This window comes from Streptomyces sp. NC-S4, assembly GCF_054353315.1.
The window spans coordinates 1,829,914-1,852,692 of record NZ_CM135937.1 but is presented as its reverse complement, the minus strand read 5'-3'; the positions used below and the strand labels follow the sequence as shown (position 1 = coordinate 1,852,692).

Here is a 22,779-nt window from a genome sequence, read left to right as displayed (position 1 = left end):
CCAGTCGATATGTTACGGCCGGGTTTGGGCAGGTTCGTCGAAGTCGGCGGGACCGGACTCGGCCGTCACCCCGCCGTGATCGCCCCCAGCCTGCCCCACCGGCGGCCCCTGACGCAGCACCGCGGCACCGGCGACCAGCCCGAACGCCAGCAGGGTGACCAGCCCGAAGGACACCACCAGCGAGGTCGCGTCCGCCACCGCGCCGATCGCCGACGGGGCGATCAGCCCCGAGGTGTACGTGATCGTCGCGACACCGGCGATGGCCTGCGCCGGGGCCGGGCCGCTGCGCCCCGCCGCCGCGAAGGCCAGCGGGACCACCACCGCGATCCCGAGCCCGATCAAGCCGAACCCGGCCAGTGCGCCCGCCGGATGCCGGACCCCGACCACGAGCAGTCCGCCCGCGGTGGCCACCACCCCGCCCGCCCGGACCGTGCGCACCGGCCCGAAGCGGTCCACCACCCGGTCCCCGACCAGCCGGGCCACGGCCATTGTCAGCGCGAAGGCGGTGGTGGAAGCCGCCGCCAGACCCGCGTCCGTGTGCAGGACGTCCCGCAGGTAGACCGCCGACCAGTCCAGGCTCGCGCCCTCGGCGAAGACCGCGCAGAACCCGACGGCCCCGATCAGCAGCGCCGACTTCGGCGGCAGCGCGAAGTGGGGCGGCGCTTGCTCCTCCTGGCCGGCCCGCAGGTCCAGCACGCCCTGTACGGCGAACAGCCCGACCGCGGTCAAGGCCAGCGCGGCGACCAGGTGGTGCAGCCGGGCGTCGGCCCCCGTGTGCGCCGCGACGGTACCCGCGGCGGAGCCGAGCAGTGCCCCCACGCTCCACATGCCGTGCAGCGAGGACATGATCGAACGGCCCAGCCGGTTCTCCGTCTCCACGCCCAGCGCGTTCATCGCCACGTCCGACATTCCGGCGGTGGCCCCGTAGACGAAGAGCACGAAGCACAGGGCGGGCAGGTTCGGGGCGAGGCTCGGCAGGATCAGCGAAAGGGTCCACAGCGAGAGCAGTGCCCGCAGCGCCGCGCGTGCACCGAGCCAGTGGTTGATCCGGCCCGCCAGCGGCATGGCGAGGGCCGCGCCCACGGCGGGGGCCGCGAGGGCCAGGCCCAGGGTGCCCGGGCTGAGCTGGGCGTGCTCCTGGATCCAGGGGATGCGGGTGGCGAAGGAGCCGGTGACGGCGCCGTGGGTGCAGAAGACGGCGGCGATGGCGTAACGGGCATGGCGCAGGCGCGCCGGGCTGAGGTCGGTGTCCCCGGTCATGGGAATTAAACTATCAGGGACCCTGCCTGATAGATAATGGGCCCGACTCCCTAGGATGGGCTCCGTGACTCCTGCCCCCACCACCGCACCGGCACCGTCCCCCGCCTCGCCCAGCACGGCCCGGGCCATCAACGACCGCCTCGCCCTGCAACTCCTCCAGGAATCCGGGCCTCTGACGGCCACCCAGCTGAAGACCATGACCGGCCTCTCCCGCCCCTCCGTCGCCGACCTCGTCGACCGGCTCACCGAGGCCGGACTCATCGAAGTCGCCGGCGAATCCGGCGAACAGCGCCGCGGCCCCAACGCCAAGCTGTACGGGATCGTCGCCGACCGCGCCCACCTCGCCGCCCTCGACGTGCGCACCGACCGGGTCACCGCCGTCGTCACCGACCTCCTCGGCCGCACCCTCGCCGAAGCCGCCCTGCCCGTCGGCGCCCCCGAGGACGCGGTGGCCGCCCTGCTGCGCACCGCACGCGAAGCCGGCGCCGCCGAACTGCACACCGTCGTCATGGGCGCCCCGGGCCTGGTCGCCCCGGCCACCGGCGAACTCCGCGACACCAGCGGCCTCCCCGCCTGGCACCGGGACCTCGTCACCGCCCTGCAGCGGAGCCTGCCCGCCGTGGTCGTCGTCGAGAACGAGACCAACCTGGCCGCTCTCGCCGAGCAGCGCCTGGGCGCGGCCCGCGACCTCGACTCCTTCGTCCTGCTGTGGCTCGGCGCGGGCGTGGGCGCTGCCGTGGTCCTGGACGGCCGGCTGCGCCGGGGCGCCTCCGGCGGGGCGGGCGAGATCGGCTTCCTCCCGGTACCGGGCACCTCCGGCCTGCCGTCGGCCGAGGACTGCGCGGGCGGATTCCACGCCCTGGTGGGCCGCGAAGCCGTGACCGCACTGGCGCGCGCACACGGTTTCGCGGGCCCGGCGGAGGAGGCCGTCGCCGGAGCCGCGGGGGAGGCCTTCCTCGAAGCCCTGGCCGAACGGCTCGCGCTGGGCGCGGCGGCGGCCGCGGCGATCCTGGACCCGGGCTGCGTGGTCCTGGCGGGCGAACTGGGCCGCGCGGGCGGCCCTGCCCTGGCCGCCCGGGTCGCCCACCACGTGGCGAAACTGACCCCGGTCCCGACGGAGATCCGCGCCACGGCCCTGGGCGACCCGGCCGTCCTGGCAGGAGCCGGACTGGCGGCCCGGGAAGCCGCGCAGGCGGTGCTGTTCGGGGGGTAGGGGTGGGGGTGGCTTCGGGGGGCGGGATCCTCTCGGGCGGTATCAGAGAAGCGGATGGGGGTTTCCCGTCAGTCCCATCGTCCCTCCGGGTCGGGCCGGTCCCTCAAGGGCGCTCCTTCGTCGCGTCACTGCGTGATGGCCTGCGGCCACCCTTGACCGACCGTCCCGCCCCGGAGAAACGAAAGACTGCCGGGAAGCCCCCAGAGGAACGGGCCGGCACTTCAAGACACCGACGGGGACGGTCGGCCATGCCCGGCCCCGTCCCGCGTGGGGCACGATCGGCAGGCGGGGCCGATCCAGACCCAGCCCCGGGTCGGTGGGGCGCGCCAAATCGCTACGCGCTCCTCACGTCTCAGCGTCGGACGACCGTCTGGGGCTGGACATAGGCCGCCCACGCCCCCTGGGCGCTCCTCTTGGGAGGCGTCTGACGGCTGTCCGGGGCGGAGAAGCGTGGGACAGCGGCCATTCCGTAGTGGATGCGGGTCAGTGCACGTGGGTCACTGCTGACGGTGTCACCCTCTGGTCGCCCGTCGGCCCACCCCGGCGGCAGACGCTGATCGCCCGCCCCGCGACCGAGGATCGACCACGACGGATCTCGTGGGGAGGGCGCAGATGACCATGCATACCAGGGACAAGACGTCAGTCGCGCCAACCGGACGCCCGCTGGGCGATCCGGGTGGCCCATGCCATTCCGCTGTGTGTCCTGCCGTCCGGGTCATGGCGTGTCGCGCTGGTGCTGGGCCTGGCCGGCTACGACGCGGACCACGAATGGGCGGCGTGGGAACGCCCCTACGTGATCGGCCTGTCCGTGGTCAGCGAAGGGCTCGCGCTGCTCGCCCTCGGGCTGGTGCGGCCGTGGGCGAATCCGTCCCTCGTTGGGTGCCGGGGCTGCACGGTAGGCGGATCCCGATCTCGGCGGTGGCCCCACCGGCGGTCCGGCCGCCTGGGCGCTGTGGGCGGCTTACGTCCCGCTCATCGCCTGGGGCCCGCTCCTGGCGATCCTCACCGTCGCGTACTGCCGACGCATCGGCTGCCCCTAGGTGATCGTGACCGGGCCGCGCGCGGTGGCGAACTCGACCGAGACCAAGCCCGGTTCCTCATCCTCGACCCAGGTGACGTCGATCTGGTCGAGGGGGTGGTCGGCCGGTTCGCCGAGGAATTCGGCGATGGAGGCGGCGTCGCCGGCGATGGAGACCCCGTGGATGGTGGTGGAGGTGCGCGGGCCGGCGCTCGGGCGTTCCTCGTCGGGGACCAGCCACTGCAGGAAGTAGGGCAGTTGTGGGTCTTCCATCAGTTCCAGCAGGCCGATCTGCTTCCACCTCAGGTCGAATCCGTCGGGGCGGACACGGTGGCCCTCGGCCGAGGTGCGGCCGAGGCGGGTCTCGACCGGGGCGATGTCGTCGACGGAGACCACCCAACCGAGCCAGCCGCCGCCCTCGGCGGCGCGGCGCGCGACCGCCTGGCCGAAGGGTGCGCGGTCGGCGGCGGGGTGGTCGAGCGTGGTGACGACCTCGACGTAGGTGCCGCCGCTCAGCGGGAGAATGAAATTGCGGGTGCCGAATCGCGGGTGCACGCCCCCGTCGACGAACCCGGCGCCGAGGGCCGATCCGATCCACTGGACGGTCGAGACGAAGCTGTCGCGGGCCACCGCATAGGACACGTGATCAAGTCGCACGGCGTCATCATCACCCGACAACCCGTACCAGTCCCGACGCCACGCCCGCCGCCCCGACCGCGTCCGCCGCGGATTCAGCCGTGGAGCGGATCCTCTCACCAACTGCTGACGGTCGTCGGACGCAGGTCGAGCGCCGGACCGAGGCCGTGGGCGGCCTATGTCCAGCCCAGGGCGGCGTGGAGACGCTGAGAGATGAGGAGCGCGTAGCGATTGGACGCGTCCCACCGACCCGGGCCTGGGTCTGGATCGGCCCCGTCTCCTGCTCGTCCCTCACGCGGGACGGGGCCGGGCACAGCCGACCGTCCCCGTCCTGATCCTTGATCCCCCGGCCCGTTCCTTTGGGGGCTTCCCGGCAGTCTTTCGTTTCTCCGGGGCGGGACGGTCGGTCAAGGGTGGCCGCAGGCCATCGCGAAGCGACGCGACGACGAAGGAGGAGCGCCCTTGAGGGACCGGCCCGACCCGGAGGGACGATGGGACTGACGGGAAACCCCCAGCACATCCCCGACACCGCCCGAGAGGATCCCGCCCCCCGAAGCCACCGCCCCACCCACCCCTACCGCCCCCGCCCCCACCCCGCCGCGAGCTGCGCGAACTGTGCGAACGTCACGCGGCCCACCGCGTGGGACGGGGTCAGGTTGCCGCCGCGCTTGAAGCCCGCGTAGGCCTTGCCCGCCAGGGGGAAGGGGAGCACCCGGCGGTGGCGGCCCGTCGCGGTCAGGTAGGTGCGGGCCAGGTCCGGCAGGGTGTGGATCTCCGGGCCGCCCATGTCCGGGACCCGGCCCGACGGGGTCGGGACGGCCAGTTCCGCCAGGCGGTCCGCGACCTCCCCGACGGCGATCGGCTGGACCCGTACCCCGCTCGGCACCGGTACCGGCACCAGCGGCAGTTTCGCCGCCGTGTCCACCAGCTGCGCCACCAGGTCGTGGAACTGGGTCGTGCGCAGGATGGTCAGGCCCAGCCCCGACGCCTCCAGCAGCCGCTCGACCTTCAGCTTCGTCCGGTAGTAGCCGAGCGGCACCACATCCACCCCGACGATCGAGATGTAGACGACATTGGTGACGGTCCCCGCCCGCCGGGCCGCGTCGATGAGGTGCCGGATGGCGGCCTCGTCGCCCTTGCCCCCGCCGCGCGTGTTGCTCGCGCAGTGCACGATCACCTCCGCGCCCGCCGTCGCCGCGTCCAGCCCGGCGCCGTCCGACAGGTCGACCGGGAAGTCCGGGGCGTGCCGGCTCAGCGCGCGGACCTCGTGGCCCGCGGCGCGGAGCCGGTCCACGACCAGTGCGCCGAGGGTGCCGGTTCCGCCGGTGACGAGGATGGTGCTCACGGGTTCCGCCTTTCGCCGATGTCGTTCCTTCAGCAGCGGAGACCGGACGGCCCTCAGGAATGTGACAGCTGCCGCTGGAGGAATTCCAGCTTCTCCGGGTTGAGTACCGTGCTGAGCCCGCTGACCAGCCCGTTCTCGAATTCCACCAGAAGAACGCCCGTCCCGCCGAAGAGCAGCGCGGGTACTCCGTTGATCTCCGCGACGCTGACCGGCAGGTCCCCGGCGAATTTCTTGAGCACCCCGATCGCGAACCGGGCCACCTTCTCCCGCCCCAGGATCGGCCGCAGCGCTGCGTTGACCACGCCGCCGCCGTCCGAGACGAACCGGACGTCGGCCGTCAGCAGCCCCTCCAGCCGGGTCAGGTCCCCGTCGCGCGCCGCCGTCATGAAGGTCTCCACGAGGCTCTGCCACCGTTCGGGGTCCGGTGCGAAGCGCGGCTCCGGCGCGGCCGGCCGGTCCGCGGTCACCCGGCCGGCCGCCCGCCGGTAGAGCTGGCGGCAGTTGGCCTCGGTGAGGTCGAGGAGTCCGGCGATCTCCCGGTGGCTGTAGGCGAAGGCCTCGCGCAGTACGTAGACGGCCCGTTCCACCGGCGTGAGCTGTTCCAGCAGCACCAGCAGGGCCATGGACACGCTGTCGCGCTGTTCCGTGGACTCCAGCGGGCCGAGCGTGCCGTCCCCGGTGAGGACGGGTTCCGGGAGCCAGGGGCCGACGTACGCCTCGCGCCGGACGCGTGCGGAGGTGAGGGTGTTGAGGCACAGGTTCGTGACGACCTTGGCGAGCCAGGCGCCGGGGTGTTCGATCTCCGTGCGGTCCGCGGCCGCCCAGCGCAGGTACGCCTCCTGCACGGTGTCCTCGGCCTCCGCGGCGGAGCCGAGCATGCGGTAGGCGATGCCGAACATCCGGGGACGGTTTTCCTCGAAGTCCGCGTCGGACGCGGTGATGTGTGTGATCACCGGTGCAGCGTACGAGGCCGGGTTCGCGCGGAACGAGCGAGGACCCGGTGGCCGCCGGGCCACCGGGTCCTCACGTTCGTCCGCGGATCAGGGTGCGGGGGTCAGCAGGCGCCCTGGTCCTTCCAGACACCCCATTCGCCGGTGGTGCCGGGTTCTTCGTTCTGCGTCCACCACTGGGCCTTCCAGTTGCGGCCCTTGTGGGAGACGAGGTTGCCGCTGTTGTAGACCGTGCCCGCCACGTAGGCCGGGTTGGTGCAGGTCCCGCCCGGAGGCGTGGTCGGCGGGGTCGTGGGGGGAGTGGTCGGCGGGGTGGTGGGAGGGGTGGTCGGGGGAGTGGTGGGGGGCTGGGTGCCGCCGCCGGGCTGGACCGTCGTCGTGCCGCGGGCCAGGTCGCCGGTGAGGGCGTAGGTGGTGCCGGAGATCTTCACCGTCCAGTTGGAGGGCGTGGACACCGGCAGGTAGTAGTTGAACGCGAGGTCGACGGAGGCGCCGGGGGCCAGGGTCTGCCAGGCCGGGAGCTTCAGGGAGACCCGCTGGAAGTCGCCCTTCAGGCCGCCGACGTTGTTGCCGGTGTGGCCGCTGCTGATCACGGTCGTGCCGAACCCGGACTGGTCGGAGGCGTTGTTCGGGGCCGAGGTGCCGTAGTCGAACTGGAACTCGGTGCCGCCGGGCAGCGTGGCGTTCGTGTTGTTGGTGATCTTCAGCTTCGGGGTGAGCGGGTAGTTGGAGTCGCCGAGCTTGAACTCGGTGAACTCCGTCCTGATGTCGACGGCCTGGGTGGGCGGGGCGGTGGCGCCCGCCTTCTTCGCGCCGTAGGGGGAGGCCGACTTGAACTTCTGGTACATCGTGTCGGTGAGCGTGTCGCCCATCTCGTACTGGCCCTTGGCCGCGTTGTACGAGTAGTCGCCCGCGAGCTCCCAGACCATCGTGCCGCCGATGCCCTTGTTGATGACGTAGTCGGCCTTGGCGGCCACCGACTGCTCGTCCTCCGTGGAGAGGAAGACCTTCTTCTGCGCGTTCCACAGCCACGGCGCCACCAGGGTGGAGTCGTACTTGCGGGCGTAGGTGCCGGTCAGCGTGGTGTTCGCGGGGAAGCCGTACTTGGTGACGTAGTCGCCGACGACGCCCTTCTCCAGGTTCTTGGCGTGCCACATCGGGTTGGAGCCGGCCGGGGACTCGACCCCGTTGGTGTCCTTGTCGTGCCACAGGTTGTCGATGCCGACCGCGCCGTCGCCGCACTTGGTCAGGCCCGCGCCGGCCGGGCAGGTGGTCGCGGGGGCCTTGCCCCACAGACCGTCGGTGCCGCCCTGCACGTTCTTGAAGCCGCGGGTGTAGTAGGGCAGGCCGATGTTGATCCGGCCGCCGGGCATCGAGCCGCGGAAGTAGTGGTAGGCCCAGTCGGTGTTGAGGTAGCCGATGCCGCCGTACTGGGACGTGGAGTAGACGCCGGCGGCGGCGAGTTCGCCGTCCTTGCCGTCGTCGAAGAGCGAGGCGTTGGGGCCGACGTACTCGTTCCAGGCGCCGTGCAGGTCGTAGGACATGATGTTGACGTAGTCCAGGTACTTCTGGACCTGGAACGTCTCCATGCCGCGCAGCAGGTAGCCGGAGGAGGGGGCGGCGACGGACAGCAGGTAGTGCTTGCCGTCGGCGGCGCCCGCGCGGTCGAGCTTCTCGCGCAGGGACTTCATCAGGGCCGCGTAGCCCTGGACGAGGCCGGCGCGGCGGGCGTTGGCCAGCTGCCAGTCCAGCGGGTTGCCGGCGTCCTTCATGGTCGTCGGGTACTCGTAGTCGATGTCGACGCCGTTGAAGCCGTACTTGCGGATGAACTCGACCGAGGAGTCGGCGAAGGTGTCGATGCCGGCCTGGTTGACCGAGCCGTCGGCGTTCGTGGCCATCGAGTAGAAGCCGCCGGAGGCGACCCGGTTGCCGTCGTCACCGAAGTAGCCGCCGGTCTCCGCCCAGCCGCCGACCGAGATCAGCGTCTTGACGTTCGGGTACTGCTTCTTGAACTTCGTCAGCTGGTTGAAGTGGCCCTTGTAGGGGAGGGCCGGGTCCATCTCGGCACCGGCGACGCCGGGCCAGGTCATCCCGGTGGCGGCGTTGTTCACGCCGTCCGCGCCGACGGAGATCTTGTTGTCGGAGCCCACGTGGGCGAAGGCGTAGTTCAGGTGGGTGACCTTGGACCACGGGATGTTGTTGGCGAGGTAGGCGGGGGCGCCGTCCTTGCCGGTGCGCCAGCCGGTGAAGTACCCGATGACGCGGCGCTGGTGGTCGGCGCCCATCTTCTCGCGGCCTTCGGAGTCGTAGACCGAGCAGTACGGGACGTCGACGCCGGCGGTCTTGTACAGCCCGTCGGGGCGGCAGCCCTCGTTGTCGGCCGCGTGCGAGACGCCCGCCGAGAGCCCGCCCACCAGGAGTCCGGCGATCGCTGCGCCGGATGCCAGGAGCATCGCTCTCGTACGTGTGGGGGACGGCATTGTGCCTCCTGGGGAGGGGAGGATGCAGGACACAACTGGACACAACTGAACACGGCATGGAGCAACAGGATTGGTGCGCAAGCGTGTTGGCCCGCGATGTGCGCACACCTGACGGGCCGTTCCCGGGAAGATGAAGGGAACGTTAAAAGGACTAGACCACCCCGTCAATAGGTCTGGACCAACCTCGCCCGACTTGACAAAGTCCGCATCGGTGCCGCCCGCCTGTGAGCCAGGCCACACCACATCGCCCGCATGGCGCCCGACCGGGCATGGCAGACTGGCTGGAGTACCAGTAGCAGCGCACTCCGGGGTCGGTGTAATTCCGAACCGGCGGTTATAGTCCGCGACCCGTCCGCAGCCAGCGGCCGGTTGACCAGGTGAGATTCCTGGACCGACGGTTAAAGTCCGGATGGGAGGCAGTGCGCGGCGGGCCAGTCACCGGTACGCCGCCGTCGGCGGTTCGTCGGCATATCCCTGCGGATATGCCCGGTCGAACCGTTTTTCCGGCCTCGGCGTCCCCTGTGCGCTGTTCCGCTTCATCTGTCGTATCCCGACAGGCCCCGGAGTCCGTGCCCGATGAGGCAGGAGGACCCGGTGGCGACACACGCCGCGCACGCAGCACCCGACGCGGACACCCGTGCCATGAGCCGAGCCATCGAGCTCGCGGCCCGCGGACTCGGCTCCACCAGCCCCAACCCCGTCGTCGGCTGCGTCATCACCGACGCCTCGGGCGCGATCGTCGGCGAGGGCTGGCACGAACGGGCCGGGGGCCCGCACGCCGAGGTCCACGCCCTGCGCGCCGCGGGCGGCGCCGCCCGCGGCGGCACCGCCTACGTCACCCTCGAACCCTGCAACCACACCGGCCGCACGGGGCCCTGCGCCCAGGCCCTCGCAGACGCCGGGATCACCCGCGTGGTCTACGCCGTCTCCGACCCGAACCCGCAGGCCAGCGGTGGTGCCACCACCCTGCGCGCGGCCGGGATCGACACCGCGGCCGGGCTCCTGGCGGCCGAGGCCGAGGCGGGCAACGCCGCCTGGCTGACCTCCGTACGCCTGGGCCGGCCGCACGTCACCTGGAAGTACGCCGCCACCCTCGACGGCCGCAGCGCCGCCGCGGACGGCAGCAGCCGCTGGATCAGCTCCGCCGAGTCCCGGGCCGACGTCCATCGGCTGCGCGCCGAGAGCGACGCCGTCCTCGTCGGCGCCGGCACCCTGCGCGCCGACGACCCGCACCTCGCCGTCCGCGGCGTGGAAGGCGCCACGCAGCCGCTGCGCATCGCCCTCGACGCCCGGGCCGCGATCCGGCCGACCGCCCGCATCCTCGACGACGCCGCGCCCACCCTGCTCGTCGTCGGCGAGGACGCCGACACGAGGCACCTGCCCGGCGCCGAACTGCTCCGGCTGCCCCTGCACGACGGCCGCATCGGCGTCCACGACCTCCTCGGCCGCCTCTTCCTGCGCGGTGTGCGCTCCGTCCTGCTGGAAGGCGGGCCCACCCTGGCCGGCGCCTTCCTGGAGGCCGGCGCCGTCGACCGCGTCATCGGCTACCTCGCCCCCGCCCTGCTCGGCGCCGGCCCCGCGGCCCTCGCCGACGCCGGGATCAAGAACATCTCCGGTGCGCTGCGCCTCGACCTCACCGAGGCCGTCCGCATCGGCCCCGATCTCCGCATCACCGCAGTGCCCGTCACCGCACCCACCGCCACCGCCACCAAGGAGCACTGAGTGTTCACCGGAATCGTCGAAGAACTGGGCGAGGTCACCGCTGTCGAGCAGCTCGAGGAAGCCTCCCGCTTCCGGCTGCGCGGCCCCCTCGTCACCGAGGGCGCCAAGCACGGTGACTCCATCGCGGTCAACGGCGTCTGCCTCACCGTCGTGGAGACCGCGGACGGCGAGTTCACCGCCGACGTCATGCAGGAGACCCTGAACCGCTCCAGCCTCGGCGCCCTGACCGCGGGCTCCCGGGTCAACCTGGAGCGCCCCATGGCCCTCGGCGGACGGCTCGGCGGCCACCTGGTCCAGGGACACGTGGACGGCACCGGCGAGATCATCTCGCGGACCCCCTCCGAGCACTGGGAGATCGTCAAGGTCGCCCTCCCGGAGAACCTCTCCCGCTACGTCGTCGAGAAGGGCTCCATCACCGTCGACGGCGTCAGCCTCACCGTGGTCGAGGCCGCCGCCGACTGGTTCACCATCAGCCTCATCCCCACCACCCTCTCGCTGACCACCCTCGGCATCAAGCAGAGCGGCGACCCGGTCAACCTGGAGGTCGACGTCCTCGCGAAGTACGTCGAACGCCTCCTCGCCGCCGGCGTGAACCCGCTGCACGCGACGGGAGACGACCGGTGAGCGCCCTGACCTGGCTCAACGCCGAGGCCTTCACCGTCTTCGGCCAGAAGGTCATCTGGTCCGACATGATCGGCAACCTGATGGGCCTGGCCGCACTCGCGCTCGGCTGGCGCCGCTCCATCTGGACCTGGCCCGCGCAGCTCCTCTCCGGCCTGATCCTCATCGCCGCCTACGCCTCCGCCCACCTCGCGGGCGGCGTCGGCAAGCAGCTCCTCGTCATCGGCGTGGCCGTCTTCGGCTGGCGCGCCTGGCAGCGCGGCCGGCGGCAGGCCCAGGACGGCTCCATCGCCGTGCGCACCGCCACCTGGAAGGAGCGCGGGCTCCTCCTGGCCGGCGCGGCCCTCGGCACCCTCGCCGTCGGCGGCCTCTTCACGCTCTTCCCGAACCTCTCGTGGAGCCCGTGGGCCGACGCGTACATCTTCGTCGGCACCATCGTCGCGATGGTCGCCCAGGCCCGCGGCCTCGTCGAGTTCTGGTTCGCCTGGCTCCTCGTCGACCTGGTCGGCGTCCCCCTCGCCTTCAGCAACGGACTGGCCTTCTCCGGCCTCGTCTACGTCGTGTACTTCGCCCTCGTGCTGTGGGGCGCCTACGACTGGTACCAGCGTTCCCGCACCAATCCCGCCCAGGCCCTGGAAGGAGCAACGGCATGACCAGCCTCAAGCCCGTGCCCGACATCCCCGAAGAGACCTTCCGCCTCGACCCCGTCGAGCAGGCCATCCGCGACATCGCGGCGGGCCGCCCCATCGTCGTCGTCGACGACGAGGACCGCGAGAACGAGGGCGACCTCGTCATCGCCGCCGAGAAGGCCACCCCCGAGATCATCGCGTTCATGATGAGCGAGTGCCGCGGCCTGATCTGCGCCCCCATGGAGGGCGCCGAGCTGGACCGGCTCGAACTCCCCCAGATGGTCCAGAACAACACCGAGTCGATGAAGACCGCCTTCACCGTCTCCGTCGACGCGAGCGCCGCACACGGCGTCTCCACCGGCATCTCGGCCGCCGACCGCGCCACCACCCTGCGCCTGCTCGCCGACGGGGTCTCCGAGCCCGGCGACTTCGTCCGCCCCGGCCACATCTTCCCGCTGCGCGCCAAGCCCGGCGGCGTCCTGGTCCGCAACGGCCACACCGAGGCCGCCGTCGACCTCGCCCGCCTCGCGGGCCTGCGCCCGGCCGGTGCCATCGTGGAGATCGCCGGCGAGGACGGCGCCATGCTGCGCCTGCCCGAGCTGATCCCCTTCGCCCGCAAGCACGGCCTGACGATCATTTCCATCGAGGACCTGATCGCCTACCGCCGCTCCGCCGAGCCCACCGTGCGCCGCGAGGCCGAGGTCAGCCTGCCGACCGCCTTCGGCGAGTTCACGGCGTACGGCTACCGCTCCACCGTCGACGGCGTCGAGCACGTCGCCCTCGTCCACGGCGAGATCGGCGACGGCTCCGACATCCTCGTCCGGATGCACTCCGAGTGCCTGACCGGCGACATCTTCGCCTCCCAGCGCTGCGACTGCGGTCCCCAGCTGCACGCCTCCATGGAACGCATCAAGGCCGAGGGCCGCGGCGTCGTCGTCTACCTGCGCGGCCACGAGGGCCGCGGCATCGGACTCCTGTCCAAGCTGCGCGCGTACGAACTCCAGGAACGCGGCCGCGACACCCTCGACGCCAACCTGGAACTCGGCCTGCCCGCCGACGCCCGCGACTACGGCGCCGGCGCCCAGATCCTCGCCGACCTCGGCGTGCACGGCGTCCGCCTGATGACCAACAACCCCGAGAAGTCCGACGCCCTCGTCCGTCACGGCATCACGGTCACCAGCCGGGAGTCGATGCCGATGGAGGCCGGCGAGCACAATCTGCGGTACCTGCGCACCAAGCGGGACCGGATGGGTCACGACCTGCCCTGGCTGGACGGGCCCGTGACCACCTCCGCCTGCGGCAACCAGTAGGCACGCACCACCACCTGTACGTACATCCACGAACCACCGAGGAGCAGAGCTGTGAGCGGCAAGGGCGCACCCGAACTGAGCGTGAAGAACTGCGGAGACCTCCGAGTCGCCGTGATCGCGGCCCAGTGGCACGAGAAGGTCATGGACGGACTGGTCGACGGAGCCCTGCGGGCCCTGCACGAGCTGGGCATCGACGAGCCCACCCTGCTCCGCGTCCCCGGCAGCTTCGAGCTCCCGGTCGTGGCGAAGGTGCTGGCCGGCCGCGGCTACGACGCCATCGTCGCCCTCGGCGTGGTCATCCGCGGCGGCACCCCGCACTTCGACTACGTCTGCCAGGGCGTCACCCAGGGCCTGGTCCAGGTGTCGATCGACACCGGTGTCCCCGTCGGATTCGGCGTCCTGACCTGCGACAACGACGAGCAGGCACTGGACCGCGCCGGACTCGAAGGGTCGAACGAGGACAAGGGCCACGAAGCGGTCACCGCCGCCGTCTCCACCGCCATGACCCTGCGCACCGTGAGCGAGCCCTGGCGCTGACGCCCCCGGTCCAAGGAGTGAACCCGGGCACCGGGGTACCCCGGTCAGCCCGTACTCTAAGGACATCATGGCGAACAAGACCTCCAAGACCTTCGAGGAGCTCTTCACCGAGCTCCAGCACAAGGCCGCCACCGGCGACCCCAGCACTTCCCGCACCGCCGAGCTCGTCCACAAGGGCGTCCATGCCATCGGCAAGAAGGTCGTCGAGGAGGCCGCCGAGGTCTGGATGGCCGCCGAGTACGAGGGCAAGGAAGCCGCCGCCGAGGAGATCTCCCAGCTGCTCTACCACGTCCAGGTGATGATGGTGGCGCGCGGGATCTCCCTCGACGACGTCTACGCCCACCTCTGAGCTCCGGCCAGCACACCCGCCCGTACATCCCGCAATCCACGCACCAAAGGAAGCCCCATGCTGCGCATCGCCGTCCCCAACAAGGGTTCACTCTCCGGACCGGCGTCGGCGATGCTCCATGAGGCCGGCTACCGGATGCGCAAGGAGTCCAAGGAGCTCGTGGTCGTCGACCCCGAGAACGAGGTGGAGTTCTTCTACCTCCGCCCCAAGGACATCGCGATCTACGTCTCCTCGGGCAAGCTCGACATCGGCATCACCGGCCGCGACCTGCTGCTCGACTCCGGCGCCAGCGCCGAGGAGATCCTGCCGCTGAACTTCGGCCGCTCCACCTTCCGCTACGCCACCACCCCCGGCACGGCGAAGGGCCCCGAGGACTTCACCGGGATGACGATCGCGACCTCGTACGAGGGAATCGTCGCCAAGCACCTCGCCGAGAAGGGCATCGACGCCTCCGTCGTGCACCTCGACGGCGCGGTCGAGACCGCCATCCAGCTCGGCGTCGCCCAGATCATCGCGGACGTCGTCGAGACCGGCACCAGCCTGCGCAACGCCGGCCTGGAGGTCATCGGCGAGCCGATCCTCACCTCCGAGGCCGTCGTCATCCGCGGCAACGGCGCCGTCGCCGACGACCCGCAGGTCCAGCAGTTCCTGCGCCGCCTGCAGGGCGTCCTGGTGGCCCGCAGCTACGTGATGATGGACTACGACTGCCGCGCCGAGCACCTGGAGCGCGCGGTCGCCCTCACCCCCGGCCTGGAGTCGCCGACCGTCTCCCCGCTGCACAACGAAGGCTGGGTCGCCGTCCGCGCGATGGTCCCCGCCAAGGAAGCACAGCGGATCATGGACGACCTCTACGAGCTCGGCGCGCGCGCGATCCTCACCACCTCGATCCACGCCTGCCGCCTCTAGTCGTCTCTTCCGGATCCTGCCGGGCCCGGCGTGCCGCACCGGCACGCCGCCCACCGACCCGCACGCCACCTCCAGAAGGCACCGCACCATGGCCGAGTCCGCCGCCCAGCCCGTCACACCCGCCCTGCCGGTCACCTTCCGGCCGACCCGCACCCGGGTCGTACTCCTGGGCGTCGGCCTCGCCATGTTCGCCACCATCACGGCGATCGCCCTGCTGCTGGAGAACCTCAGCCCGGGCGAGCGGATCAGCTTCGTCTTCACCGCCGTCCTGCTGAGCTCCGTACTCGTCCTGCTCAGCCGCCCCAAGGTGGTCGCGGACGAGACCGGCGTCACGGTCGTCAACCTGACCAACACCCGCCGCCTGGAGTGGGCCCAGATCCTGCGGGTCAACCTCCGCCCGGGCGACCCCTGGGTGTTCCTCGACCTCAGCGACGGCACCAGCCTGCCCGCCCTCGGCATCCAGCCGGGCATCGCCAAGCAGCAGGCGATCGGCGACGCCCGCGCCCTGCGCGCCCTGGCCGAAACCCACGGAACGGGTACCGGCGACCACTGAGTCGGCCGATCCCCACGGCTGCGTACCGTTGCGGCCGGGATCTCAATGACTACCCTGGTGGCGGGGCGCAGCTGTGCGCCCCCCCATCGGCCCCGGGACCTCGTGGCCCGTGGGCACCTGCGACTTGAGGAGTGACTCCCTCCAGCAATGGACGGATCGTCCGGTAGTACCCGCGCCGCCCTCCCCTCGGAGGCGGCGGCATGACCATCCCGCTACTTCTGCTCGCGGCGGCCTTCGCCCTCATCCTCGCCAACGGATTCTTCGTGGCCGCCGAGTTCGGCCTCGTCACCGTGGAGAGACCCGAGGCCGAACGCGCCGCAGCCGACGGGGACCGCCGTGCCCGCACGGTGGTCAAGGCCCTACGGGAGCTGTCCTTCCAGCTCTCCGGCACCCAGCTCGGCATCACCATCACCTCCCTCGTGGTCGGCATGCTCGCCGAGCCCGCCCTCGCCGCACTGCTGGCCGGGCCGCTCGCGGCGACCGGCCTGCCGAAGGGAGCCGTCTCCGGCGTCGCCGTCGTCATCGGCATGCTGCTCGCCTCCGCCGTCCAGATGGTCGTCGGCGAGCTAGTCCCGAAGAACTGGGCGGTCTCCCGGCCGCTCCAGGTGGCCCGCTTCGTCGCCGGCCCCCAGCACGCCTTCTCCCGCGCCTTCCGCCCGGTCATCGCCGCCCTCAACGCCGTGGCCAACCGCCTCGTGCGGGCGCTCGGTGTGGAACCGACCGAGGAGATGGCCTCCGCCCGGACCCCCGGCGAGCTGCTCTCCCTGGTCCGTCATTCGGCCCAGGCCGGCGCCCTCGAACAGGACACGGCCGACCTCTTCGTCCGTACCCTCTCGCTGGGCGAGCTCACGGCCCAGCACGTCATGACCCCCCGGGTGAAGGTCAGCGCCCTGATGCACACGGCCACCGCGGCCGACGTGCTCAACCTGACCCGCGCCACGGGCCTGTCCCGGTTCCCGGTCTACCGCGACCGCATCGACGAGATCACCGGCGTCGTCCACCTCAAGGACGCCCTCGCCGTGCGCGAGTCCGAACGCGACCGCACGAGCGTGAGCCGGATCTGCGTCGCCCCGCTGCTGGTCCCCGGTTCCCTGCCGGTGCAGCCGCTGCTGGAACGGCTGCGCAGCGAGCAGCCGATGGCCGTGGTCGTCGACGAGTACGGCGGCACCGCCGGCGTGGTCACGCTGGAGGACATCGTGGAGGAACTCGTCGGCGAGGTCCGCGACGAGCACGACCTCGCCGAGGACGAGACCCCCGAACTGGCCGCCGTACCGGCCGAGGACGGCCGCCCCTCCTGGGAGGCCGACGGCAGCTGCCGGGTGCAGACCCTGCGCCGCATAGGCCTGGAAGTGCCCGAAGGCCCCTACGAGACCGTCGCCGGCCTCGTCGCCGACCTGCTCGGCCGGATCCCCGCACCCGGGGACCGCGCGGAACTCCCCGGCTGGAAGCTGTCCGTCCGCCGGGTCGGCCGCAACCGCGCCGAGCGGGTCCGGCTGGTCCGGCTGGCGGCGGTGCCCGCGGCCGGCGCGTACCGGCCCGCGTCCGCGGCCGACGGCGCGACCGTGCCCGAACCGCAGCGGGCCGAGCTGGAAGGCGCCGCCCGATGAACGCGCTCCAGCTCCTCTTCGCCCTGCTGCTGGTCCTCGCCAACGGCTTCTTCGTCGGTGCCGAGTTCGCGCTCGTCTCCGTACGGCGCAGCCAGATCGAGCCCCTCGCGGCCGGATCCAAGCGGGCCCGCCAGGTGCTCCACGGCCTGGAGAACCTGCCCCGCATGATGGCCGCGGCGCAGTTCGGCATCACCATCTGCTCGCTCACCCTCGGCGCGGTCGCCGAGCCCACCGTGGCCCGGCTGCTGGAACCCGTCTTCCACGCAGTCCACGTACCGCAGGGCCTGATCCACCCCCTCGGCTACGCGTTCGCGCTCAGCGCCGTGGTCTTCCTGCACCTGGTGATCGGCGAGATGGTGCCGAAGAACCTGGCGATGGCCGCCCCGGAGAAGACCGCACTGTGGTTCAGCCCCGGCCTGGTCGCCTTCGCCCGCCTGTGCGGGCCGGTCACCACCGCGCTCGGTGCCTGCGCCGCGCTCGTCCTCAAGCTCTTCAAGGTGGAGCCCAAGGACGAGGTCGAGGCCGTCTACACCTCCGCCCAGCTGGGCCGGCTCCTCAAGGACTCCCGGCAGGCCGGGCTCCTGGAGCCGGTCGAGCAGGAGCGGCTGGAGGACGCGCTGGAACTGGGCAGCCGCCCCGTCACCGACGTCCTCCTCGGCCCGGACCGGCTGGTCACGGTCGGCCCGGCGGTGACCCCGCGGCAGATCGAACAGCTGACCGTGCGCACCGGCTACTCCCGTTTCCCCGTCCGTGCCGACAGCGGCGCCTTCATGGGCTACCTGCACGTCAAGGACGTACTGGACCTGGAGGACCGGGAACGGGCCGTCCCCCAGCGGGTCTGGCGCCGGATGACCACGCTGTGCTCCACCGTCCCGCTGGACGACGCCCTCGGCGTCATGCGCCGGGACGCCACGCACCTCGCGCAGGTGGCGGACCCGGCGGGCCGGGTCCTCGGCCTGGTCGCCCTGGAGGACGTCCTCGAAATGCTGGTCGGCGAGGTCCGCGACCCGGCCCACCGGGTGGCGCTCGCCCGTCGCTAGGCGACCGGCCGCTGCGCCCCCGGCCGCTGCGTCCCCGGCCCGCGAGGGTCCGGGGACGCAGCGGCCGGTCCAGCACCGTCAGAGGGCCGGGGGCTCCGGCCGTTCCTGCGGGCCGCGGCCCGACAGGACCTCGCCGTACGCCTGCATCAGGTCCGGGAGCCGCAGCGTCGCCAGGTCGTCCCGCGACGGCTCGCCCGCGAAGCCCGCCAGCCGCAGGTCCCGGTACGCGCAGCTCTTCTCGTACAGGGTCCGCAGGAAGCGGCCGTTGCCCAGCTCGTCGATCCAGCCCTGCTCCACCACGTGCGCGCTGATGCTGCGCAGCTCCTCCAGCGCCTCCTCGTCCCAGTGGTCCCCGTTGGCGTCCGCCAGCACCCCGCCGATCGCGGTCAGTTCCAGCGGCCGGTAGCTGGGGAAGTCCACCCGGGTGGTGAAGCGCGAGGACAGCCCCGGATTGGCGGCCAGCAGCCGGTCCATCCCGGCCGGGTAGCCCGCCAGGATCACCACCAGGTGGTCCCGGTTGTCCTCCGCCCGCTTCAGCAGCACCTGCAGCGCCTCGTCGCCGTACGCGTCGCCCTTGCTGTAGCCCGAATTGGACAGCGAGTACGCCTCGTCCACGAACAGCACCCCGCCGATCGCCGAATCGATCAGCTCGTTCGCCTTCACCGCCGTCTGCCCCAGGAACTCGCCCACGAGGTCGGCCCGCTGGGCCTCCACCAGATGGTCGCCGCCGAGCAGTCCCAGCGCGTAGAACACCCGGCCCAGGATCCGGGCCACGGTCGTCTTGCCCGTGCCGGAGGGTCCGGAGAACACGAAGTGCCGCTTCGGCGGCTGCACCGGCAGCCCCTGACCCGCGCGCAGCCGCGCCATGTGCAGCTGCGCCGAGAGCGCCTTCACCTGCCGCTTGACCGGCTCCAGGCCCACCATCCGCTCCAGCTCCGCCAGCGCCTCGGCGAGCGCCGCCGGGTCCGCCGGTCCGGCCGGCAGCCCCTCGGGCGTGCCCTGCGGCGGCACCGGCGCCTTGCGCCGCGCCCCTTCCATGCGTCCCGCCGGGGGAGGGGGCGGAGCCAGCGGATCGGGCTCCACCTGGCCGTCCGCCGCGACGTCCTGCACGGGCCCGCCGCCCAGCGCCACCGCCGCGAGGTCCCCGCCGGCCGGGGACGGGCCGTGCCCGCCGTAGCCCCCGTACGCGGCGTACCCGGCCAGGCCCGCCAGATCGGCCACGCCGTCGGTGTCGTCGCTGTCCTCGATGGCCGTCAGCCGGGCCGCGGTGTCCATGAACGACGGATCCACCCGGTGCACCGCCCGGTACAGCGGCAGCGCCGCAGCACTGCGGCCGGTGCCCTCCCGTGCCCGCGCCAGCCAGTACCGCAGCTCCTTGCGCTGGGGCTGTTCGCTGCGGCACCGCATCAGCGCCGCCGCCAGCATCGGCTCCGCCTGCCCGTACATCTCCAGCCGGACCCGCGCCATCCCGCCGAACAGCCCGGCCTCGATGCCCAGCAGCGGATCGTCGACCAGCGGCTCGGTGTGCCGGACCAACTGCTCCCAGTCCTTGACGAGATAGGCCCGGCAGGCGTGCAGGAACCGGACCTGCGCATCGGTGTCCACCGGCGGCAGCGCGGCCAACGCCTGGTCCAGTTCCGGCACATGACGGCCGTCCAGCCAGTGCGAGGCATGGGCGAGGAGCAGATCGCGCCGGCTCTCCAGCACCGGCTGCACCCACCAGCCCAGCCAGTACCAGGAGTTCAGCGTCCGGCGGTGCCGGGCGCGCTGCTCGCCGAACCGGTCCCGGTGGGCGTACATGCGAAGTAACGCGTTGCCGGTGTCGACCCGGAGCGCGTGCAGGCCCAGCCACGCGTCCGCCATCGAAGGGTCGAGTCGTACGGCCGCCCGGAACTCTTCCTCGGCCTGCGGATAGGCGCCCATGGTGCAGGCGTCCACCCCGCGCAGCCAGGCCAGTTCGGCCGGGGCGTGCATGCTGCCCGGCGTGCCGAAATCCATCACGTCCCCCACAAGCCTGCCCCCGTGGTGCGCGGCAACCTCCGTGACGAGCACATGAGTTGCCCACTGCGCCGATGAAATCAGGGCTGCATCGTACCTGCGGTCACGCACCTTACGTAGGGCGCGACAAGGCCGGATCCGGCGTGCGCCCCCTGGGCAAAAAGTGACTCAGAGTGAGCTTTCGGGGTGGACCGGCCTCGCGTGGAACCGCCGCGGAGGGGGTTCGCGGGCAGAACGAAGCCCCCGATCACGGGGGAACAACCGGGGGCTTCGTGTCCACGGCGGCCCGTAGGGGCCGCACATTCAGAACGTAAGGCCGCTGCGGGGCCCGGGTCAAGCGGGTCGGCCGGAGCCCGGAGGGGCGGATTTCCGGGGGCGTTCAGGCGCGGGGGAGTTCGTTACTCCTGGTTACGGAAGCGGAGGTTCCTGCGGTCGCAGGAGTCCCGGAAGTCCACTCGTATCCCGTACCGCTCTGGCGTACCAGGGTGTCGGCGAAGGGGCGCGAAGGGTCGTTGGAGAAGTGCGCGCGCTCCGCGCGCTCCCATCCGTCCCAGAAGTCGGAAAGGTCATCCCCGTCCCGCTTTCGCCCCCGCTGCCAGGACTGCTCGCGCGGCGTCTCCATCCACAGCAGCCGCGCCAGCCACGGCCGCAGCGCCGCCCGCCCCGCGCCGACCCCCTCGACCAGGAGCACCGGCGCCGGATCCAGCACCCGCTCCGGACCGAACCGGCGCTCCATCCAGTCGTACGGGGCCCAGTGCGCGGGCCGTCCGGCGGCGAGCGGCTCCAGCACCTGCGCGCGCAGCCGCTCCTCCCAGTCGAACAGCTCCTCGTGGGTGGCCACGTCGTCCAGGTGCAGCACGGGCGCCCCCAGCGCCTCGGCGAGCCGTCCCGCGAAGGTGCTCTTCCCGGACCCGGCGTGCCCGTCGATCCCGATCAGGCGCACCGGACCGAGGGAGGGCGGCAGGGCGGCGAGCTCCCGGGCGAGTGACTCAAGTGACTGGTGTGGCTCCACCCGACCAGCGTAGACAGGCCCGACACGACCCGTGGCTTCGGGCCGCCACCACCGGGAACTGCAAGGGTGAGGCCGGACGCCACCCGAGAGCCACGAAGTACCGACCCACCCTGGGGGAACACGAGATGACCGAACCCACGCCGCGCAGGGCCGTACTCGTCGCCGCACTCGCGGTCGCCACCGCGGCCACCGCCGCCACCGTCTCCGGAGGCAGCGCCTCGGCGGCCCCTCCCACGCCTCCCACGCCTCCCGCCCCACGCACCCCGGGCCGCACCGTCGACAACCGCTTCTGGTACTCCTACGGCCACTGGCTCGCCGGTACCCACCAGGGCACCACCGCCGTCGGCGGCGCCCGCCCGGGCCTGGAGATCGCGACGGCCGTCGGCCGCACCGAGTACGCCGACCCGCACACCGGCCGCAAGAGCACCTGGGAGTACGCCACCTGGACCTCCCCCGTCCACCGCTCCGAGGTGCCCGCCACCGAGGCCATCGCCTCCTGGAACGCCCGCACCCCGGCCGGGACCTGGATCCAGATCGAACTGCGCGGCACCTACACCGACGGCACCACCACCCCCTGGTACGTGATGGGCCGCTGGGCCTCCGGCGACGGAGACATCCGCCGCACCTCGGTGGACGGCCAGAGCGACGGCAGGTCCACCGTCTGGACCGACACGCTGGCCCTCGACCCCCCGGCCGCCACCGCCGGACTGCGGATCGCGGCCTGGCAGCTGCGCCTCACCCTCCACCGCAGGCCCGGCGCCGAGCGCGGTCCCACCGTTCGGCTCGCGGGCGCCATGGTCTCCGACGTCCCCGACCGCTTCACCGTCCCGGCCTCCACCCCCTCCGGCACGGCCCACGAGCTGAAGGTCCCGCGCTACTCGCAGGAGGTCCACGCCGGCCGGTACCCCGAGTACGACAACGGCGGCGAGGCCTGGTGCAGCCCCACCTCCTCGCAGATGATCATCGAGTACTGGGGCGGCAAGGCCGCCCCCTCCGACCTGACCTGGGTCGATCCGAAGTACTCCGACCCGCAGATCTGCCACGCGGCCCGGTCCACCTACGACGCCGCCTACAAGGGCTGCGGCAACTGGCCCTTCAACGCCGCGTACGCCGCCACCTACCGCGGGCTGGCCGGAGTCGTCACCCGCCTCACCTCCCTGACCGACCTGGAGACCCTGGTCCGGTCCGGCATCCCGGCCATCACCTCCCAGTCCTTCCGCCCCGAGGAACTCACGGGCGCGGGCTACGGCACCGCCGGCCACCTGATGACCGTCATCGGCTTCACCGCCGCCGGGGACGTGATCGCGAACGACCCCAACTCGCGGGACAACCCCGCCGTGCGCCGCGTCTACCGGCGCGCCGAGTGGGAGAACATCTGGCTGCGCACCAAGCGCACGGGAGCCTCCGGCAAGGTCACCTCGGGCTCCGGAGGCATCTGCTACCTCTACGCGCCGGCCCGTCTGAGCCGGGCGCAGTTCCGGGCGCTGCGGGCGGTGGGGGTGCTGTGAGAAACCCCTGGAATTTCCCGTTGACCAGGGGGCACGGATAAGCGGAACATAGTGGGGTAAATGGCAGATAAAGGCTTCTCAGTAG

The 22,779-nt window shown here is 72.1% G+C and carries 19 protein-coding genes and 1 riboswitch; of the genes, 12 read left to right on the top strand and 7 right to left on the bottom strand.

Annotated elements, in window-relative coordinates; all coding sequences use genetic code 11:
* Positions 1–12 precede the first annotated feature (12 nt).
* The gene (locus ACXNSR_RS07785) at positions 13–1,260 is read right to left on the bottom strand and encodes an MFS transporter (protein WP_458641413.1); all 1,248 of its coding nucleotides are present in this window, start codon (positions 1,258–1,260) and stop codon (positions 13–15) included.
* Between the two features lie 55 nt (positions 1,261–1,315).
* Here ACXNSR_RS07785 and ACXNSR_RS07780 point away from each other — a divergent pair, with 55 nt between their 5' ends.
* Positions 1,316–2,473, top strand: coding sequence for an ROK family transcriptional regulator (locus ACXNSR_RS07780; RefSeq protein ID WP_458641412.1), 1,158 nt, complete (start codon positions 1,316–1,318; stop codon positions 2,471–2,473).
* Positions 2,474–3,509: 1,036 nt separating this feature from the next.
* On the opposite strand, the gene ACXNSR_RS07775 is transcribed toward ACXNSR_RS07780, so the two are convergent.
* The 4 genes from ACXNSR_RS07775 to ACXNSR_RS07760 all read right to left on the bottom strand — a co-directional run bounded on the left by ACXNSR_RS07775 (position 3,510) and on the right by ACXNSR_RS07760 (position 8,902).
* The gene (locus ACXNSR_RS07775; protein WP_458641411.1) at positions 3,510–4,148 is read right to left on the bottom strand and encodes a VOC family protein; all 639 of its coding nucleotides are present in this window, start codon (positions 4,146–4,148) and stop codon (positions 3,510–3,512) included.
* 553 nt (positions 4,149–4,701) lie between these two features.
* Positions 4,702–5,472, bottom strand: a complete 771-nt coding sequence (locus ACXNSR_RS07770) for an SDR family oxidoreductase (RefSeq protein WP_458641410.1) — start codon at positions 5,470–5,472, stop codon at positions 4,702–4,704.
* 53 nt (positions 5,473–5,525) lie between these two features.
* Positions 5,526–6,425, bottom strand: a complete 900-nt coding sequence (locus ACXNSR_RS07765) for an RNA polymerase sigma-70 factor (RefSeq protein ID WP_458641409.1) — start codon at positions 6,423–6,425, stop codon at positions 5,526–5,528.
* A 101-nt stretch (positions 6,426–6,526) separates the two neighbouring features.
* Positions 6,527–8,902 carry a chitinase C-terminal domain-containing protein gene (locus ACXNSR_RS07760; protein WP_458641408.1) on the bottom strand — a complete coding sequence of 792 codons (2,376 nt, stop codon included), beginning with the start codon at positions 8,900–8,902 and terminating at the stop codon, positions 6,527–6,529.
* A 296-nt stretch (positions 8,903–9,198) separates the two neighbouring features.
* Positions 9,199–9,329, top strand: a riboswitch (FMN riboswitch).
* Positions 9,330–9,478: 149 nt separating this feature from the next.
* Here ACXNSR_RS07760 and ribD point away from each other — a divergent pair.
* The 10 genes from ribD to ACXNSR_RS07710 all read left to right on the top strand — a co-directional run bounded on the left by ribD (position 9,479) and on the right by ACXNSR_RS07710 (position 18,176).
* Complete coding sequence (gene ribD, locus ACXNSR_RS07755) at positions 9,479–10,624, top strand: bifunctional diaminohydroxyphosphoribosylaminopyrimidine deaminase/5-amino-6-(5-phosphoribosylamino)uracil reductase RibD (RefSeq protein ID WP_458641407.1); 1,146 nt, start codon at positions 9,479–9,481, stop codon at positions 10,622–10,624.
* On the top strand, positions 10,625–11,248 hold the full coding sequence (locus ACXNSR_RS07750) for a riboflavin synthase (protein WP_458641406.1): 624 nt from the start codon (positions 10,625–10,627) through the stop codon (positions 11,246–11,248).
* On the top strand, positions 11,245–11,898 hold the full coding sequence (locus ACXNSR_RS07745; RefSeq protein WP_458641405.1) for a nicotinamide mononucleotide transporter family protein: 654 nt from the start codon (positions 11,245–11,247) through the stop codon (positions 11,896–11,898). Before ACXNSR_RS07750 ends, ACXNSR_RS07745 begins: the two co-directional genes overlap by 4 nt.
* Positions 11,895–13,184: a bifunctional 3,4-dihydroxy-2-butanone-4-phosphate synthase/GTP cyclohydrolase II gene (locus ACXNSR_RS07740; protein ID WP_458641404.1), complete on the top strand. Its 1,290-nt coding sequence runs from the start codon at positions 11,895–11,897 to the stop codon at positions 13,182–13,184. The genes ACXNSR_RS07745 and ACXNSR_RS07740 overlap by 4 nt, the downstream gene beginning before the upstream one ends.
* A 51-nt stretch (positions 13,185–13,235) precedes the next feature.
* Positions 13,236–13,721 (top strand): 6,7-dimethyl-8-ribityllumazine synthase, encoded by a 486-nt coding sequence (gene ribH, locus ACXNSR_RS07735; RefSeq protein WP_007262951.1) that lies wholly within the window; start codon positions 13,236–13,238, stop codon positions 13,719–13,721.
* Between the two features lie 67 nt (positions 13,722–13,788).
* Positions 13,789–14,070, top strand: a complete 282-nt coding sequence (locus tag ACXNSR_RS07730) for a phosphoribosyl-ATP diphosphatase (RefSeq protein WP_458641403.1) — start codon at positions 13,789–13,791, stop codon at positions 14,068–14,070.
* 57 nt (positions 14,071–14,127) lie between these two features.
* On the top strand, positions 14,128–14,976 hold the full coding sequence (hisG, locus tag ACXNSR_RS07725; protein ID WP_458641402.1) for an ATP phosphoribosyltransferase: 849 nt from the start codon (positions 14,128–14,130) through the stop codon (positions 14,974–14,976).
* Between the two features lie 88 nt (positions 14,977–15,064).
* Positions 15,065–15,529, top strand: a complete 465-nt coding sequence (locus ACXNSR_RS07720; RefSeq protein ID WP_458641401.1) for a PH domain-containing protein — start codon at positions 15,065–15,067, stop codon at positions 15,527–15,529.
* A 200-nt stretch (positions 15,530–15,729) separates the two neighbouring features.
* Positions 15,730–17,136 (top strand): hemolysin family protein, encoded by a 1,407-nt coding sequence (locus ACXNSR_RS07715; RefSeq protein ID WP_458641400.1) that lies wholly within the window; start codon positions 15,730–15,732, stop codon positions 17,134–17,136.
* On the top strand, positions 17,133–18,176 hold the full coding sequence (locus ACXNSR_RS07710; RefSeq protein ID WP_458641399.1) for a hemolysin family protein: 1,044 nt from the start codon (positions 17,133–17,135) through the stop codon (positions 18,174–18,176). Before ACXNSR_RS07715 ends, ACXNSR_RS07710 begins: the two co-directional genes overlap by 4 nt.
* A gap of 78 nt (positions 18,177–18,254) precedes the next feature.
* Here the strand turns inward: ACXNSR_RS07710 and ACXNSR_RS07705 are convergent, their stop codons facing one another.
* Both ACXNSR_RS07705 and ACXNSR_RS07700 read right to left on the bottom strand, forming a co-directional pair.
* Positions 18,255–20,174 (bottom strand): AAA family ATPase, encoded by a 1,920-nt coding sequence (locus tag ACXNSR_RS07705; RefSeq protein ID WP_458641398.1) that lies wholly within the window; start codon positions 20,172–20,174, stop codon positions 18,255–18,257.
* Between the two features lie 379 nt (positions 20,175–20,553).
* A complete protein-coding gene (locus ACXNSR_RS07700; RefSeq protein WP_458641397.1) occupies positions 20,554–21,186 on the bottom strand; it encodes a uridine kinase family protein in 633 nt (210 codons plus the stop codon).
* Between the two features lie 125 nt (positions 21,187–21,311).
* On the opposite strand from ACXNSR_RS07700, the gene ACXNSR_RS07695 reads away from it, so the two are divergent.
* A complete protein-coding gene (locus ACXNSR_RS07695; protein ID WP_458641396.1) occupies positions 21,312–22,694 on the top strand; it encodes a peptidase C39 family protein in 1,383 nt (460 codons plus the stop codon).
* Positions 22,695–22,779: the final 85 nt, after the last annotated feature.

Excerpts from the sequence above, each read along its gene's own strand:
- ACXNSR_RS07785 (WP_458641413.1), bottom strand. The coding sequence starts at position 1,260 with ATGACCGGGGACACCGACCTCAGCCCGGCGCGCCTGCGCCATGCCCGT.
- ACXNSR_RS07780 (WP_458641412.1), top strand. The coding sequence starts at position 1,316 with ATGGGCTCCGTGACTCCTGCCCCCACCACCGCACCGGCACCGTCCCCC.
- ACXNSR_RS07760 (WP_458641408.1), bottom strand. The coding sequence starts at position 8,902 with ATGCCGTCCCCCACACGTACGAGAGCGATGCTCCTGGCATCCGGCGCA.
- ribD (WP_458641407.1), top strand. The coding sequence starts at position 9,479 with ATGAGGCAGGAGGACCCGGTGGCGACACACGCCGCGCACGCAGCACCC.
- ACXNSR_RS07740 (WP_458641404.1), top strand. The coding sequence starts at position 11,895 with ATGACCAGCCTCAAGCCCGTGCCCGACATCCCCGAAGAGACCTTCCGC.
- ACXNSR_RS07730 (WP_458641403.1), top strand. The coding sequence starts at position 13,789 with ATGGCGAACAAGACCTCCAAGACCTTCGAGGAGCTCTTCACCGAGCTC.
- hisG (WP_458641402.1), top strand. The coding sequence starts at position 14,128 with ATGCTGCGCATCGCCGTCCCCAACAAGGGTTCACTCTCCGGACCGGCG.
- ACXNSR_RS07720 (WP_458641401.1), top strand. The coding sequence starts at position 15,065 with ATGGCCGAGTCCGCCGCCCAGCCCGTCACACCCGCCCTGCCGGTCACC.
- ACXNSR_RS07715 (WP_458641400.1), top strand. The coding sequence starts at position 15,730 with ATGACCATCCCGCTACTTCTGCTCGCGGCGGCCTTCGCCCTCATCCTC.
- ACXNSR_RS07710 (WP_458641399.1), top strand. The coding sequence starts at position 17,133 with ATGAACGCGCTCCAGCTCCTCTTCGCCCTGCTGCTGGTCCTCGCCAAC.
- ACXNSR_RS07705 (WP_458641398.1), bottom strand. The coding sequence starts at position 20,174 with ATGGATTTCGGCACGCCGGGCAGCATGCACGCCCCGGCCGAACTGGCC.
- ACXNSR_RS07695 (WP_458641396.1), top strand. The coding sequence starts at position 21,312 with ATGACCGAACCCACGCCGCGCAGGGCCGTACTCGTCGCCGCACTCGCG.